This window comes from Pseudomonas sp. S2_B10 (assembly GCF_054668425.1).
In genome coordinates this window covers 5,820,897-5,835,554 of record NZ_CP162768.1, presented here as the reverse complement: position 1 = coordinate 5,835,554, position 14,658 = coordinate 5,820,897, and the positions used below count along the sequence as shown (strand labels likewise).

Here is a 14,658-nt window from a genome sequence, read left to right as displayed (position 1 = left end):
ATTCCTGGTTGCACTATCGGAGGCAAAATTCGGGAAAGCTCTGTCAATGGCCGTTGCTGACGGTCAGCTATTGGCTGAAAGCGGTCGTTGATGACAGGCTGCTTTCGGCCAAGAGCGGACTGTGGACAGGCAGCCGCGGATGTCTCTACGCTGGATGGTCTAGTGACAGCACAGCGCTAAAAAGGAGTAGTCATGTTGGAGGTTGCCATTGATCGAGATAGCGTTCATGCAGGAGATGATCTAGGAAGCCATGCGACCTGGATCACACTCGATTCTTCAGCAACGCTAAGTGCCTTAATCGAAGTGATAAAAGATTCGGGCTACTTACCCGATATTAATGGAGGCAAGGCTACTTGGATTATTTTTTCGTCAGACAAACCAATAGGTGTTTTAGCGCAGCAATGGCGAGAACCTAAATTGACCGTGCCGGCCGAGAGCATCGTGGATCAATTTTTCGGAAATACCAAATCTCGCCTTCTGTTCAGATATTGGTGCCAGGCAGATCCAGATCAGGTCTTTTCGCATATCAAGGCCGGGAAAGAGCCACCCTCACGATTTTAGGATTGGCGGTGGATATTTCTGTCGAACATTGCGGTACAGATGACTGCTTTGGGTCGTTTTGTGTCCTTGGCGACAGGCAACAATCGACCCGTTGCAGCCTTTCAAGCATAGAGGCAAGCAGCGATCATGAGTGCGTGATGGACAGAGTGCTGGCCAAATAGTAGCCTTTTGCATGCGACTGATCACATGAAATTACTTGAAGGTGTCCGCACCTAATTTTCTAATCTTACTCCGATGAGACCTCTTGATGACAACATCAAATACCGTATGGACGCCTTGCAGATCGTGTGATCGCGATACAAAACATAATGTAATCCATGAAACTGTTGACTCAGAATATGAGTATAGATCCGATGAGCTACACCAGATTGTTGAGTGTAGGGGGTGCGAAACTAAAAGTTTTCGAAAGGTGATTGTTTGGTTAGAGGACACTTACCAAGTCGGGGAGGAAGAGTGGGAAACGCCGGAAAACGTCTACGTATACCCAGCTATTCTGAAAGGGCACAGAAGAGTTGATGAAATAGACCGGGCTCCAGATATCGTCAATAAAATATATACACAGTCCCTAGTATCCCTAAAAAATGAGTGCAACATACTTGCTGGTATTGGATTGCGAGCCACAATCGAGGCAATATGCAACGAGCGGAATGTTACTGGACGGAATCTTGAAGCCAGAATCGATAAAATGGCCAAGACTGGGATAATTTCACAAAACGATGCCGATAGGCTTCACGCCATTCGCTTCTTAGGAAATGACGCTGCACATGAAATACAGCCAGGCGAAGAAAGAGGGCTTCTTGTTGCACTAAAAATTATTGAACATACGATAATCAATCTATACATTCTTGATGGTGATGCGAAGCTATCACTGGAAACGCTAATTAAGGACTATGCGTCACTTGAAATAATTCTTAAGAAAAAATTAAAAGCATTAAGCCCAGGAGATGAGCTTCCTCTTGGTAAAATCCTTGGTTCAGACTTTCGTAGGTTTCATGGATACATTAGAACTTTAGAAGCCGAATTAAAGGCAGCTATCAGCTCTGGAGTATTCACTGCTCTAACTATTGGGAAGGTTGACACGGTCTCTGGTTCGAAAGATAAGGTTCAATACTACGTAATTGTATAAGACAACTAGGTCATGTTGGTGGGGGGGACATTACATGCTATACCCTGCCATTATCATTTTGGCCGAAAGTTTTTTATCTCGAGCGTCTGCAACTATCCCAAACGACTAGCTCTGAGTGAGCGCTCTTAGTAGGAACTGACCAGATATGATGCACTGTTTTTGGTCAAAACAGGAAGCTAGGATCATTCAGAATTTTTTAACCAGTTAACCATTCGCAACCAATATACGTGACCTTATGCCAGCATTTAGAAGTCGAAACCTTCGATCCGGAGACATCGCAGAACAACTCGGACTACTGCTTCTACAGAGTGTCGGATTGGTTGCGCCAGTGCCAAGGACTGAGGATGTAGGAATTGACGCAGTTTTCACATTTCTGGAAGATTTCGACCGCCATCGCTTCAAAGCCTCGACCAGTTTTTTCGTACAACTGAAGTCTAAATCGGTCGATTCTATCGAGTACGTGGGAGAAGAAGTGCGCTGGCTGTTCGAATTAGAGCTTCCATTCTTCATAGGCAGTGTCGACCGATCTACGGGCAGTATGGATCTCTATTGCTGTCACAATCTGTCCGAAGCGTTTGTGAGTTCCCCAAGTTGTAATCGGATTTCCATCCGAACTGACCACGGTATCAAACCAACTGATTTCCATCCCGCTGCCGATGTTGTTAACGTGGGGCCGCCAGTTTTTTCATGGTCATTGGATGATGTCGAAACGAATCCCGAGCTCCGGAACCAGTTCAATTTGGTTTGTAAGGCTCACGCTCGGGCAGCGAAGACTTCAATCGAACAGCGACGAGTCGGAATGGTGGAGACGGTTACTTGGGAGACGAATAAGGTCCCGGAAATGATCGGCTGGAAATCTAGAGTCCTACAGGGAGACGAAGTAGTTGACGATATTGCCGACATTACAATGCCCTATCTCTTGATGTTTTGGGACGCATGTCTAGCGCGAGAAAACATGGAATGGCTAGACGAAATTTTATTGCTAACTCAGAAGTATCGAATGAATCTATTTTTTATGCAGGAAATGAAGAAGAATCCGGGCGGTAAAATTAAAATACCAGAAGAGTTCCAAGCTATTTACCAAAAAATGCGTGAGGAATTGAAGGATAAGGGGGCGCCGAACCTATAGTTGCTATGCTTGATTGTGATACCCATGCATTACCAAAAGAGCTCCTCCGGATAGTCCGGCCTCCACCTGAGGGAGTGGCTCAGTGTCCTAACAGGACAAGCGAGCTTCGAATGCATCTGGATGAGGATTGTCATGAGCGCAATAAATGCCAACAAATAGAGTTCGACTTCACCAAACGCATGAACTTGCACAACTCATTTGCTATCCAACTACAAGATCGAGCTTGTAGTGTGATAGGTAGTATGATAAATATGAGTAGTTTTTTTGTTTCTCGCTTGGCGTGCAATGCATGCCGTACAACATGGAGGTTGCATGCTGCTTCTAACTTCAGCGCTTTTTGACACCTTGAAGCCTTTACCTGGCAGGAATGTTAAGTACTATAGCTCATTCGTGTCGCAGCATATGATGGTCACAACATCAACAGTTGTTGCACAGTGCAACTTAATGCCGGAGATGTTTGGAGAGTCAAAACAAGTAATTGATGAGCATGTTGACGGCTTCATTGGTGAGCTGCCTGAGAGTTCTGAGGCGATAACAAAAAACTACAAGGCCTACTGTAAAGCGATGCATATCGATCCTGGAAAAGTCATCCAGGAAAACGAGCCAAGAATTTTTGCTTCCGATTCGTTTGAGGCGAAGTCGAAAGCATACGGAATATCCAACAGAGAGTTAGTAATACGAACGCTAAATGCTTCGGCGTTTCTTGAGTACTTTTTTTTATTTGAAAGCACAATTACAAATATATATAGGCGGAAGTATCAATCCGCAAATGAGCGACACCTCATGCTGGGCGGCAAAGATGTAATATCGAAGTGTTTAATGGGGAAGCTAAAGCGTGATGGTACTGAGGCGGCTTTTTTTTCTGACCTCCAAACTCGAAGCCAGTTCTTTACCAACTCCTCCCAGCTTGACTCTGTGTGGAGGCTTCTTAACTTTATAAGAAACCAGCAAGTTCATAGCGCTGGAATTTATTCTGGCCGCACAAAAAAGGCCTTTGGCATATATATTGATAAAATTTGCAGCGATTGCGACAACCAAGATGAAATGACCATTCCAGTCAATTTGTTATTGGATGTGCTGGAGCCGATACAAGAGCATATCGAAAGGCATGGCTATATTCTTTTCAAGGACTCTCTAGAAAACTTAATGAGAAATTTTTCTCTGTTTGTCATGGAGTCGCTATACTTGACAGAAAAACACTACGCCACTTCATAGATTTTCGTATCACGGATAGTGTGGCGCCATAACCTACTTGCTTTATTTATAGGTAAACCTGAGATAATTTGAGTAGGGACTATCTTGGGAACGGCAGCTTTCGGCTGGTAGTTCTGATGCGAAGGGCTGCTTTTGGCCGAAAGGAGTCACTCCTGTGAACTCAAGTGAATTATCGACGCTTTCGGTTTAGGGCAGAATTAGGGCAAACGAAGGGCCGTCGTAGGCCGTCACACGCCAAGGAGGAGCAGAGGAAAAGCTTTGTTTGCTGGCCGTGAGCGGCCTATGTCTGCCTTGGAAGGGGTTCGAATCCCTATCCATGCTTTCAGACTTTACGTCGGCAATCGAACCAAAGTGGTCGATCAACATCAATAAAATGTTCTCCCCCTGATTACCTTTAGGCCGGCGAGCCTGGTGCTGAGTATAAGTTGAGTCAGAGGGTCAGCAGGGTAGGTTGACGAATTCAGATGCTGGGTGTTTTTCAATAAGCCAACGAGCGATGTCTCCAAACTCGCCAATATCTTCCGAAAAAATGTGCGCCGTCCGTGGACTGATAGTTGGTGAGGCAACTAGCGGGCCTGGATACTTAATGACTTCATTCCTGAAAGCGTAATCCCAGTTGGCAACTGCAGCCAAGCGAAGGGAAAGTTCAGTATTTTTAACTAGTTCCCACATCGCGCGCTGGTTCACAATTGTCATTCGCTCACCCATTATGACTCCACGAATGCAATCAATTGGGATATCCATAGTCATCACTCGGTTTCCGTTTTCATCTTCTGCAACTTCGTTGCATTCCGATAAAGGCCGTGCGATTCTAATCTCTCTCTCATAAGACCAGTCATTTGGCTTGATACATAGATCTGCAACGGGAAACGGCTTCTCTAGAAAATCGGATATGTCGTAGATAGGACGATTTTTTTATAAGCAACGGAGATTTGGCCCTCGAAGAACGGGTGTCTTTCATCAAACTCAATGATTGCTCCACGATACTCATCTCCATAGTGCCCCCACATGAGAAGGCTGTCCGGGTTTCTGCTTAGGCATAGCAATCCAATGACATCATTCAATGATTTCACAATATTTCGCGCCTGAAAGTCGCCTTTATAGCGGTCCTCCTCCCTGACTCCGTTCCGGAGTATCCCTTTTCTGCGTGACCCAACACAGCCCACTGACAGAGAATATTCAGCCTGCTCAGTAATAGTCTTTGGTGTAATGAACTGCGGCAGGAGTTCAAATGGATCATTGAACGCCCCGGGTTGAGTAAATCGTATGCTTCCGTTGAGGATTTTTATGGCGGTCTTGGCTGTTACGTACTTATAAAGTGGCATCGTCTACTAATTCCGTTCAGCTATTATTGTTTCCAGAGCCTTTCAGTTCTTACCTGGGACGCGGCGCAGAGTTCCAAGCTTGCGCCTTGACTCACGCTGGATTATGACCAGATATTCAGTAGGCATTCTAAAAATTTGGAACAAACCACGTTCTTGATTCTGACGAGAGTCGGCTTAGGGCCTACTCTGAGTATCGTGACTGACCGCTCTTGGCCGGAAGGCGCCACATTCAAACGTCCGCTTCTGGCCGAAAGCAGCCGTTCACGAACGACTACCTTCGGCCAAAAGTAGCCCTGATGGAGGGCTATAACTCTCTGATGCTCAGAATAAACGGGGGATGACAGCGGGGTAGAAAAATAGGCTGTAAGTCGACGCTGCCTCATAACACCACCCACGATAGAGAAGCCATCGGGCTTTCTATTTTAGGCGAACGAAAGACCATTCAACGCTACAGGTGAGAATTGGCGGTATCTGCTTCTCCCTTAATAATACTGGCCTACGGCGAGCAAGCTTTCGAGACCCGTCTAATCGTAACCCCTATCCTCCGAATTTGACCGGTTGAGGAAGGAGCTCTCGGCTGAAGAGGGATTGCGGCGGCGAAAAGTCCGTATTCCAGGCGAACGCAGTGGCGCTCGAACAATTTCGGTCGGTACCCAGGTGACGGTTAGCGGCGAGAGAGCCACTGCAATGGCGAACGCATTCAGTCCCCCTGTGCCGATAACATCAGAGCAGATAGCTCTTTTTTCGCCATTGAAGGTACATGCGGCAAGATTATCAAAGAGCATCCGAGTGCGAGCTTTATCCGACTGTTGTAAAGGTTGCCTGGACTGAGCCTGCAAGAGAGATTGGAAATCTGCTCCATCACTCGTTGCCCGCATCCTGGATTCTAATGTCGGCAAGACGGATGGTGCTGGCGGTACTGCAGAAATACCGGTCATCGGCATGCCTCATATCACGCTTGGTGTCATGAATCTCGCCAGTGTTCCTGGCGTGACAGTTCCGTTCTTTGCTTCATCAGATCCCGCTGAACCAGTTGTAGCCCTGGTCTTCCCAATACCCGCCCGGGTTGTCGTTGCTGACGAAAATCTCGACAACATGCTTGGGGTTTTTGAATCCCAGTTTGGTGGGGACCCGAACCCTCAGCGGATAGCCGTACTCGGGCGGCAGCGCCACGTCAGCGTAATCCAGTGCCAACAGCGTCTGCGGGTGCAAGGCAGTCGGCATGTCCAGACTGGAGTAGTAACGATCGGCACATTTGAAACCGACAAATTTCGCTGTGGTGTCGGCGCCGATGTGTTCCAGGAAGGTTTTCAGCGGTACACCTCCCCATTGACCGATCGCGCTCCAGCCCTCAACACAGATCAGCCGAGTGATATCGCTGCGTTGCGGCAGCTTGCGCAAGCTTTCGAGTGTCCACGGCGCCTTGTCCCTGATCCGGCCGGAGACGGCGAGCGAGTAACTGGTCAGGTCTACTTCAGGGATATCGTCCTGACCATAGAAAGCGTTGAACGGAAACGGCTTGGTGATCTGCGCGCGGGCGAAGGTCGGCGCCAGTTTCCGTCCACTGAACAGCCACGCCTGGACCCGGTCGTTCCAACGCGACATGGCCCAAAGCACTTTGTCGACCTGATCGCCGTCCTGCAGGTTGCAACCGGTCAGCATCGACATCGCGCCAACCGTCAGGCCGGCCCGAAGAAAATGCCGGCGCTGAATGTTTTCCAGTTCAAGCTGTTGCGCAGGTTCAATCCTGACGCGCTGACGCGTTGTTATTTTAAATTCAGTCATGACCCATTTTTCTCGTTATTAGGCGTCCGCACTCCACCCGTGATCATTGGCACCAGGGTTTTTGGTACCAGAATCACCAAGACCAGGTGAATCACTACAAACGCTGCAATCATCGCCATGGCCGCAAAATGTACGTAACGAGCAACGTCATAGCCGCCCAGTAACGCGACCAGCTCTTGAAGTTGAACCGGTTTCCAGATCGCTACACCCGAGATCACGATCAGTACACCTGCCGCCAGCACGATCCAGTACATCAGGCGCTGTACTGCGTTATAGACACCCTTTTCATGCACCAGCCGAAAGCGCAAGGCATCGGTCAGATCATGCTTCAATGCGGCAATGCCGATGGGCAGCAGCTCACGTTTGAAATGACGACTGGCCAACCCGTACAGCACATAGATTGCGCCGTTGATCAGCAGCAGCCACATGAACGCAAAATGCCAGGCAAGTGCCCCGCCCAGCCAACCGCCCACGGTCAATGACACCGGAAACCTGAAACTGAACAGTGGCGAGGCGTTGTAGATAGCCCAACCGCTCATGACCATGCAGACCATGCAGGCCGCATTGAGCCAATGGGTGAGGCGAACCGGCCAGGGATGCAGTTTCTTCTGTCTCACGTGGTTCCCCTTGCAAGCCTTCCGTGTAGCGGAGCGTTGCGAGACGGCAACGCTCAAGCTTTCTCAGATGATTACATCGGTGGCTGGAAGCCATCCTTGCCGACTGCAATGCCGCGTGCGGTGCCATCTGCAGCGGGGAACACGACGATTTTCGTTCCTTTGACCAGCTCATCGGCTTTGCCTGGCTCGACGTAGGCGATAGGCACGTCATCCGGCACGACGATTTGTTTCTCGCCGCCCTGGTAGTTGACGGTCAACGTGCGGCCGTCGGTTTTGGACAGTTTGCCAACGGTGCCGTTGGTCATGGTGCCAGTGCTGCCGTCTGCGTTCTGCCAACCGTAATGACCTTCGCCGCTGCCCTTGAGCCTGGCGTCGAATACCGTGACCTCAAGCGCCTTCAAGGTTCCGTTGGCCTGCGGGATGGCCGCCGAGCCGATGAAGCTGTCGGATTTGATCGAGTCGATATTGGCCTTCGATACCCGGCTGATACCGGTCTTGTCAGTCAGTCCGATCGTCTGCTGGGCGCCAGAGCGGACAGTGAAGGTCAGCGTGTTGTTGCTGACGCTTTCCACCGTACCGCGCAGTGGTTTGATGACCGGCATGTCGGCGGCGGTGGCAATGACGGCAGCGCTGAGCATCACCAAACCGAACGTGGTAGACAGGGCGTTTTTGAGTTGCATGGCGACGATTCCTCATGGGTTGATGTGTCGCCATCCTCGACCGCAGACCGGGACGTCACGATGACCGTCGAATGACATTTTTGTCATTCGCCAACCCTGACCATGTATGACAGAAATGTAACCGACTGCGCCCGCTCATCCCGTTACACTGCACAGCCGAGATACCGATGTCGCGGACTTAACCCCGTCATGAAGAAACCCGAGCGCGCCTGACGATGCATATCCTGCTGATCGAAGATGACACCAAAACAGGTGAGTACCTGAAAAAGGGGCTCGGTGAGTCCGGTTACAACGTCGACTGGACCCAGCATGGCGCTGACGGCCTGCACATGGCCTTGCATACGACCTATGACCTGATCGTGCTGGACGTGATGTTGCCCGGGATTGACGGGTTTCAGATCATCGAGCTGTTGCGCGCCAGACAAGACGTACCCGTGCTGTTCCTTACCGCGCGCGACCAGTTGCAAGACCGCATTCGCGGTCTGGAACTGGGCGCCGATGATTACCTGATCAAACCTTTTTCGTTTACCGAACTGCTGTTGCGCATCCGCACTATTCTGCGCCGCGGTGTCGTGCGCGAAGCCGACCATTTCCACCTTGCCGATCTCGAACTGGATCTGGTCCGGCGCCGCGTGACCCGCCAACAACAGGTGATCGTGCTGACCAACAAGGAGTTCGCCCTGCTCCATCTGTTTCTCCGTCGAGCCGGCGATGTGTTGTCCAGGACACAAATCGCTTCGGAAGTCTGGGACATGAATTTCGACAGCGATACCAACGTGGTGGACGTCGCTGTCAAGCGCCTGCGCAACAAGGTCGACCAGCCCTACCCGATCAAGCTGATCCATACCATTCGCGGTATCGGCTATGTCTGCGAGGTGAGGCCATGCGGTCCCGACGCCAACCCTCGCTGACGCTGCGATCGACCGTGGCGTTTGCCATGGTCGCGATGCTGGCCGTGACCGGCGCGGGCTTCTATCTGTATCAGACGATGAAGGCCTCGGTATTGGTCTACAGCGATCACGCGGTGATGGGCCGTCTGGAGCATTTTCGCAAGCTCCTGCATTACGAACTCGCCATCGAAAAGCTGCGCGACAGCCCGCAGATTTTCAAGAACATGCTCGACAGCGAAGACGACATCTTCATCATTGAAGAGCCGGGGCAGCCACCGGTCATCCAGGTCAATCCACTCAACGTCACGTTGCCTGAACTGCCGGTGATCGGCCAGGACACAAAGCTGAGCGTCAGTGATCTGCGCAGCGGCGTGACCGACTCGGGAACAAGGCTGCGCGCCGCCTCCGTAGTCACGACGTCGGGTGGCCGTGTAGTCCGATTGACGGCCGCCCACCTTATGGGCAAGGAAATGGCGATGCTTGCAGCGTATCGCGAGCGCATCTACCTGGCCGTGGCCCTTGCCTTTCTGGCAACCGCGTTGCTGGGTTATCTGTTATTGCGTCGCGGGCTGCGTCCGCTGCGCAAAATGGCCGCCCATGCCGCAGCCATAACGCCTGAGCGTCTGCACAGCCGTATGGACAGCGCCGATACGCCGGTTGAATTGCAACAGCTGAGTGACGCCTATAACGCGATGCTTGATCGTCTTGCTCAGGGTTATCAGCGACTGACGCAATTTTCCGCCGACCTTGCCCATGAAATCCGCACGCCGGTCGGGTCGTTGATGGGACATTGTCAGGTTGCCCTTCGCCAACGCCGTAGCGAGGACGAATATCAGGCGCTGATCGCTTCGAACCTTGAAGAACTCGAACGGATCTCGCGCATCGTCGAAAGCATTCTATTTCTGGCGCGCGCCGATGAAGCGCAAGCCGTAGTGGAGCGCCAGCAACTGTCGCTGCATGACGAATCACAGCGCATCGCTGAGTATTTTGAGGGTTTGGCTGAAGAGCGGCGAATGAGCTTCCAAATAACGGGCGATGGTATCGTGCTCGCTGACCCCTTGCTGCTGCGCAGAGCGTTGAGCAACCTGGTGGCGAACGCTGTTCGCTACGCTTACGAGGGCACCGAGATTCTGATACGGGTATTGGAAACCCACGGAGGTGCCCGGATTGAGGTGGAGAACCAAGGGCCGGTGCTGGGCGACGAAACCCTGGGCAAACTCTTCGACCGCTTTTACCGTGGCGATGCGTCTCGGCACCAGAATTCCGACTCCTACGGGCTTGGCCTCGCCATTGTCGTGGCCATCATGCAACTGCATGACGGCCACGTGGGTGTCGAACAGCCAAGGGCCGGGACTATTCGTTTTTCGCTGTCGTTCCCTTGAGCTGCTCGAACGGTGCAAACTGTTCTTCGCCCGCTGCGGGTACCCAATCTTTTAACGGCGTCAGGAAATGCATTTCAAAACGACGTGACAGGAATGCCCACTTTCCGTCCCGACGTTCAAACCTGTCGTGGTAAAGACCGCTGACTTGCACCGGGCCTTTTTCAATGTCATGAAACAGGCAATCCGCAGCTACCGTGCCCACTGCGCTGTCACCCTCGATTTCAATCAGCGGGTTGGCCATCCAGTGGTGCATATGGGGCATCTGGCGCCAGCTGTTTTGCGCCATCGCCAGGATTTCGTCACGGTTTCCAGCCTGGCCAAAACCCGGTAGATCCAGTGTCGACTCTTCGTGCCAGATTGAGCTAAGAAGCGAGGCGTCGATGCGGTCGAAAGCATTGGCGTAGGCGCTGATCAGCGACTCGATGGCGGCGCGACTTTCCAGGGCGTCCAGTCGGGCTGTCAGTTGTTCATTGTTCATGATGAGGTTTCCTGCAGGGGCTGCGCATAAGCGAGGAAGGCAGCCCTGCGCGAGGGCTGCGCTACGGTTGAGCACGTGGTCAGATCTGCGACAGGCCGCCGTCGACCATCAACTCCACACCGTTGACATATTTCGCATCGGCAGACGCAAGAAACAGCGCCGACGAGGCGATTTCCTCAGGCTCGGCCATGTACCCCAATGGCGTGATCTGCTCGACGTGCTGACGCAGCGCGGCGACGTCGCTTTCGCTCATCTTCAAGCCGTTATCCATCAGCGGTGTGCGGGTGAAGCCAGGGCTCAGGACATTCGCTCTGATCTTGCGACCTTTGAGTTCGTTGGCCCACGTCCTGGCAAAGGAACGTACCGCGGCTTTGGAGGCGTTGTAGAGGCTCAGTCCTTCCATGCCATTGCTGGAACAGATAGAGGCCGTCAGCACGATCGAAGCGCCATTTTTCAACAATGGCATCAACGTCTGTACAGTAAAAAAGACTCCCTTTACGTTGATGTCGAACATGTTGAAATAGGCGGCCTCGGTGGTCTCGCCCAGCGGGTTCTTTTCACAAATACCCGCATTGGCAAACACTGAGTCCAGTTGATCGCCGTGCGCCTCAATCGTCGCCTTGAGCTCGTCCAGATCAACCTGGCGCGCGACATCGGAAATGACCGCGACCGCCCTGTCGCCAAGCTTGGCCACCGCAGCCTCCAGCGTGGCTGCAGAACGCCCGGTGATGTAAACGCGCCTGGCGCCCTCGGCAATCAAACCCTGTGCAATCGCAAATCCGATGCCGGTGGACGCGCCGGTGACGACTGCGACCTGATCAGCGAATTTACCTGACATAACTGACTCCTCGATTTCGGTTGTGTGGCTCGACTGGAACCACAGTGCGGCCATTTTGCGAGGAGGCAGGGGCGCAGCGGCACTGCCATAAATGAACATTGGCCGTTCATTTATGTGAGGCGTCAGCCAGGGTTTGATCGTTTAGATTGAAGTCAGCTTATTCAAAGCATGACTCGCAATCGAAAATATTCTGGAGCCGAAGGGTTTCAGAAAGGAGACCTTATGCCTGAGAAAATAGTAGCCCTTCCGGAACAGCGGCGCTGGCTGATGTTCGCCATCCTGTTGGTCGGTGCATTCTTGCCGCCGCTGGATTTCTTCATCGTGAACGTAGCGCTGCCTTCGATTCAGCAATCGCTGGGCACGGCCTCCTCTGCCGAACAGTTGATCATCTCTTCTTACGCGGCGCTGTATGCCGTGACACTGATCACCGGCGGAAGGCTTGGCGACATCTTTGGCCGCATGAGAATGTTCTTCGTTGGCCTGATTGGCTTTGCCGTCGCCTCACTGATCTGCGGTGTCGCCGAGTCACCCTGGGTGTTGATCGCCGGACGCTCGCTGCAAGGCGTGACGGCCGCTGTCATGGCGCCGCAGGCACTCGCTTCAGTGCAGGCGATATTCCCTGAGTCGGAAAAACCCTTGGCGTTGAGCCTGTACGGTGCGGTGTTTGGTTTGGCGTCGGTAGTCGGCCAGGCACTTGGCGGGATTCTGATCTCGCTCAACCTGATGAACCTGGGCTGGCGGTCGATATTTCTGGTGAATCTACCGATTGCGTTGCTGGTCATTCTGATCGCCATCCCCGTGGTCAAGGAAACCCGCGCACCCCAGACCAGCAAGCTGGATCTGGGTGGAACGCTGTTGTCGATGTTGACGCTTGCGGCGCTGATCGTTCCACTGATCGAGGGACGTGAAGCGGGCTGGCCGTGGTGGGCCTGGCTGTCGCTGGCGGCGGTGCCACTGCTGGCCTGGCTGTTCTGGCGCTACGAAGCCCGCTTGTATCAAGCGCAAGGCGCGCCGTTGCTGAACCCTGCTGCACTGCGTGCGCCCGGGCTGGGCCGGGCATTGCTGGTGGCGCTGACTTTTTACGCGATCGGCGTGTTCTTCCTGCTGTTTTCCATCTATTTACAGGGAGCGCTGCATACGAGCCCGCTCAGTGCAGGTCTGGTCTTTCTGCCATTCGGCGCTGGTTTCTTGCTGGGGCCGCTCGCCACCCATCTATTCCGGCGTTTGCTGGGGTCTTATGTGAATCCCTTCGGAATGGCACTCGAAGTGCTGGGGTTCGTGCTATTGGCCTGGCTCGTGGCGCACACGCCAACCGCCGTCACGCCCTCTGCGCTGTCCCTTGCCGTGATTCTCTTTCTGATCGGTTTCGGACAAGGACTGGCCCTTCCGACATTGATGCGCATGATCACTGGACGCGTGGCACCGGCGTATTCCGGCATGATTGCGGGCATCACCAGTTCCACACTGCAAATCAGCACGGCACTGAGCGTAGCGATCATCGGTGGCATTTTTTACACGCTTCTGGGCAAGGACACGGACGCGGCGGCCATCACCCACGCCTTCACCGTCGCCATACTGTGCATCGCTGCGTGTCTGGTGGTAGGCGCAGGACTGAGTCTGAGTCTGGCGCGCCAATCTGCTGCAGAGCTGCAAACGGCGGCCATGCAGCCGGCAGAGTGAATCAACCGCCTGCCTGAGTGCCAATCATGACGGAGGCCAGGTCGGCAAGCGCGCGCAGACTGTCCATCTGGCGCATGTCCTGGTGGTAGCCCATCCAAATGTCGCGGCCTGGTGGCGGTTCATCTGAATCGATCAGACGCAGCGCCGTCAACTGGTCGCCCAAAGCGCGGGGCAATACCGCGACGCCCTGCCCCTGCGCACACATTTGCGCCTGGACTGTGCGGCTGCTACTGGTAAACACGGTACGCGCCAGAGGGTAACGCTGCTGCAGCCACTGCACATCGGGATAATGAGACTGGGCAACACTCATGGTGATCAGACCCAGCCCGGCGCCCTGTGGTTCAGGGTCAGCAGATCCAACGGCTGCGTATAACCCGTAAGTCAGGGAGATCAGCTTGCGGTGCACGATATCGGGTTCGGTGAACGGAACGATTCGAAACGCGATGTCGGCGTCGCGGCGAGCCAGATCAAACAATCGATGCCCGGCAATGACCTCGGGCACGATCAATGGATAACGAAGGCGCAGTTCACTGAGCACCGGGGCCAGGACATAACAGGCGAACCAGTCAGCGCAGGAAATGCGCAGCACACCTTCGGGCTGTGCGCTGTCCCCCGCGAGGCGCCTTTCGATGGCCAACGCACTTTGCTCCATTTCCTGCGCGAGGCTGAAAAGCTTCTCGCCGCTGTCGGTCAACACGAGACCTTGGTTGGTACGCAGGAAAACGGGTTGGCCACTGAACTGTTCCAGCACCTGCAAGCGCCGCCCCACGGTCGGATGGCTGACCCCCAACAGCTTGGCGGCAGCCCCCAATGACCCGCTGCGGGCAATCGCGAGAAAGACCCGCACATCACTCCAGTCCATGCTCTGCCCCCGTACAAAAATGAACAGTGAGAGTGCAGCAATGGCAGTGCCGTAGCAATCCCGTGCCCGACATACTTGTCTGCATTCACC

Annotated in this window: 15 protein-coding genes; 7 read left to right on the top strand and 8 right to left on the bottom strand. The window is 53.2% G+C overall.

The genetic code is table 11. The features are described from left to right. The first annotated feature begins 192 nt into the window (after window positions 1-192). The 4 genes from AB4O45_RS26230 to AB4O45_RS26215 all read left to right on the top strand — a co-directional run bounded on the left by AB4O45_RS26230 (window position 193) and on the right by AB4O45_RS26215 (window position 4,031). Window positions 193-561 carry a hypothetical protein gene (locus AB4O45_RS26230; RefSeq protein ID WP_313325410.1) on the top strand — a complete coding sequence of 123 codons (369 nt, stop codon included), beginning with the start codon at window positions 193-195 and terminating at the stop codon, window positions 559-561. 247 nt (window positions 562-808) lie between these two features. Beyond that, on the top strand, window positions 809-1,687 hold the full coding sequence (locus tag AB4O45_RS26225; RefSeq protein ID WP_460160845.1) for a DUF4145 domain-containing protein: 879 nt from the start codon (window positions 809-811) through the stop codon (window positions 1,685-1,687). A 316-nt stretch (window positions 1,688-2,003) separates the two neighbouring features. Beyond that, on the top strand, window positions 2,004-2,816 hold the full coding sequence (locus tag AB4O45_RS26220; protein WP_460160844.1) for a hypothetical protein: 813 nt from the start codon (window positions 2,004-2,006) through the stop codon (window positions 2,814-2,816). Window positions 2,817-3,128: 312 nt separating this feature from the next. Beyond that, a complete protein-coding gene (locus AB4O45_RS26215; protein ID WP_313325416.1) occupies window positions 3,129-4,031 on the top strand; it encodes a hypothetical protein in 903 nt (300 codons plus the stop codon). Window positions 4,032-4,469: 438 nt separating this feature from the next. On the opposite strand, the gene AB4O45_RS26210 is transcribed toward AB4O45_RS26215, so the two are convergent. From AB4O45_RS26210 to AB4O45_RS26190, 5 genes are all read right to left on the bottom strand, one after another. Beyond that, on the bottom strand, window positions 4,470-4,781 hold the full coding sequence (locus AB4O45_RS26210) for a hypothetical protein (RefSeq protein WP_460160843.1): 312 nt from the start codon (window positions 4,779-4,781) through the stop codon (window positions 4,470-4,472). Window positions 4,782-4,909: 128 nt separating this feature from the next. Next, the gene (locus AB4O45_RS26205; protein WP_460160842.1) at window positions 4,910-5,356 is read right to left on the bottom strand and encodes a hypothetical protein; all 447 of its coding nucleotides are present in this window, start codon (window positions 5,354-5,356) and stop codon (window positions 4,910-4,912) included. A 1,014-nt stretch (window positions 5,357-6,370) separates the two neighbouring features. Then, window positions 6,371-7,141 carry a molybdopterin-dependent oxidoreductase gene (locus AB4O45_RS26200; RefSeq protein ID WP_039760272.1) on the bottom strand — a complete coding sequence of 257 codons (771 nt, stop codon included), beginning with the start codon at window positions 7,139-7,141 and terminating at the stop codon, window positions 6,371-6,373. After that, the gene (locus tag AB4O45_RS26195; protein ID WP_460161526.1) at window positions 7,138-7,695 is read right to left on the bottom strand and encodes a cytochrome b/b6 domain-containing protein; all 558 of its coding nucleotides are present in this window, start codon (window positions 7,693-7,695) and stop codon (window positions 7,138-7,140) included. The genes AB4O45_RS26200 and AB4O45_RS26195 overlap by 4 nt, the downstream gene beginning before the upstream one ends. Window positions 7,696-7,829: 134 nt before the next feature. Further along, window positions 7,830-8,438, bottom strand: coding sequence for a hypothetical protein (locus AB4O45_RS26190; RefSeq protein ID WP_042609816.1), 609 nt, complete (start codon window positions 8,436-8,438; stop codon window positions 7,830-7,832). Window positions 8,439-8,653: 215 nt separating this feature from the next. Between AB4O45_RS26190 and AB4O45_RS26185 the strand changes: the two genes are divergently transcribed. Beyond that, window positions 8,654-9,349 (top strand): heavy metal response regulator transcription factor, encoded by a 696-nt coding sequence (locus AB4O45_RS26185; protein ID WP_039760267.1) that lies wholly within the window; start codon window positions 8,654-8,656, stop codon window positions 9,347-9,349. Continuing rightward, the gene (locus tag AB4O45_RS26180) at window positions 9,322-10,710 is read left to right on the top strand and encodes a heavy metal sensor histidine kinase (protein WP_460160841.1); all 1,389 of its coding nucleotides are present in this window, start codon (window positions 9,322-9,324) and stop codon (window positions 10,708-10,710) included. The genes AB4O45_RS26185 and AB4O45_RS26180 overlap by 28 nt, the downstream gene beginning before the upstream one ends. Here AB4O45_RS26180 and AB4O45_RS26175 read toward each other — a convergent pair. Both AB4O45_RS26175 and AB4O45_RS26170 read right to left on the bottom strand, forming a co-directional pair. After that, a complete protein-coding gene (locus AB4O45_RS26175) occupies window positions 10,682-11,188 on the bottom strand; it encodes a nuclear transport factor 2 family protein (RefSeq protein ID WP_042609814.1) in 507 nt (168 codons plus the stop codon). The two genes, AB4O45_RS26180 and AB4O45_RS26175, sit on opposite strands and share 29 nt — an antisense overlap. 79 nt (window positions 11,189-11,267) lie before the next feature. Further along, window positions 11,268-12,026, bottom strand: coding sequence for an SDR family oxidoreductase (locus AB4O45_RS26170; RefSeq protein ID WP_130926593.1), 759 nt, complete (start codon window positions 12,024-12,026; stop codon window positions 11,268-11,270). A gap of 168 nt (window positions 12,027-12,194) precedes the next feature. On the opposite strand from AB4O45_RS26170, the gene AB4O45_RS26165 reads away from it, so the two are divergent. Continuing rightward, the gene (locus AB4O45_RS26165) at window positions 12,195-13,706 is read left to right on the top strand and encodes an MFS transporter (RefSeq protein WP_460160840.1); all 1,512 of its coding nucleotides are present in this window, start codon (window positions 12,195-12,197) and stop codon (window positions 13,704-13,706) included. A gap of 1 nt (window position 13,707) precedes the next feature. On the opposite strand, the gene AB4O45_RS26160 is transcribed toward AB4O45_RS26165, so the two are convergent. Next, entirely contained in the window at window positions 13,708-14,568 is an 861-nt protein-coding gene (locus AB4O45_RS26160) for a LysR family transcriptional regulator (protein WP_460161525.1), read from the bottom strand. Between the last annotated feature and the right edge of the window lie 90 nt (window positions 14,569-14,658).

Excerpts from the sequence above, each read along its gene's own strand:
- AB4O45_RS26230 (WP_313325410.1), top strand. The coding sequence starts at position 193 with ATGTTGGAGGTTGCCATTGATCGAGATAGCGTTCATGCAGGAGATGAT.
- AB4O45_RS26225 (WP_460160845.1), top strand. The coding sequence starts at position 809 with ATGACAACATCAAATACCGTATGGACGCCTTGCAGATCGTGTGATCGC.
- AB4O45_RS26215 (WP_313325416.1), top strand. The coding sequence starts at position 3,129 with ATGCTGCTTCTAACTTCAGCGCTTTTTGACACCTTGAAGCCTTTACCT.
- AB4O45_RS26210 (WP_460160843.1), bottom strand. The coding sequence starts at position 4,781 with ATGACTATGGATATCCCAATTGATTGCATTCGTGGAGTCATAATGGGT.
- AB4O45_RS26205 (WP_460160842.1), bottom strand. The coding sequence starts at position 5,356 with ATGCCACTTTATAAGTACGTAACAGCCAAGACCGCCATAAAAATCCTC.
- AB4O45_RS26200 (WP_039760272.1), bottom strand. The coding sequence starts at position 7,141 with ATGACTGAATTTAAAATAACAACGCGTCAGCGCGTCAGGATTGAACCT.
- AB4O45_RS26195 (WP_460161526.1), bottom strand. The coding sequence starts at position 7,695 with ATGGTCTGCATGGTCATGAGCGGTTGGGCTATCTACAACGCCTCGCCA.
- AB4O45_RS26190 (WP_042609816.1), bottom strand. The coding sequence starts at position 8,438 with ATGCAACTCAAAAACGCCCTGTCTACCACGTTCGGTTTGGTGATGCTC.
- AB4O45_RS26185 (WP_039760267.1), top strand. The coding sequence starts at position 8,654 with ATGCATATCCTGCTGATCGAAGATGACACCAAAACAGGTGAGTACCTG.
- AB4O45_RS26180 (WP_460160841.1), top strand. The coding sequence starts at position 9,322 with ATGCGGTCCCGACGCCAACCCTCGCTGACGCTGCGATCGACCGTGGCG.
- AB4O45_RS26175 (WP_042609814.1), bottom strand. The coding sequence starts at position 11,188 with ATGAACAATGAACAACTGACAGCCCGACTGGACGCCCTGGAAAGTCGC.
- AB4O45_RS26170 (WP_130926593.1), bottom strand. The coding sequence starts at position 12,026 with ATGTCAGGTAAATTCGCTGATCAGGTCGCAGTCGTCACCGGCGCGTCC.
- AB4O45_RS26165 (WP_460160840.1), top strand. The coding sequence starts at position 12,195 with ATGACTCGCAATCGAAAATATTCTGGAGCCGAAGGGTTTCAGAAAGGA.
- AB4O45_RS26160 (WP_460161525.1), bottom strand. The coding sequence starts at position 14,568 with ATGGACTGGAGTGATGTGCGGGTCTTTCTCGCGATTGCCCGCAGCGGG.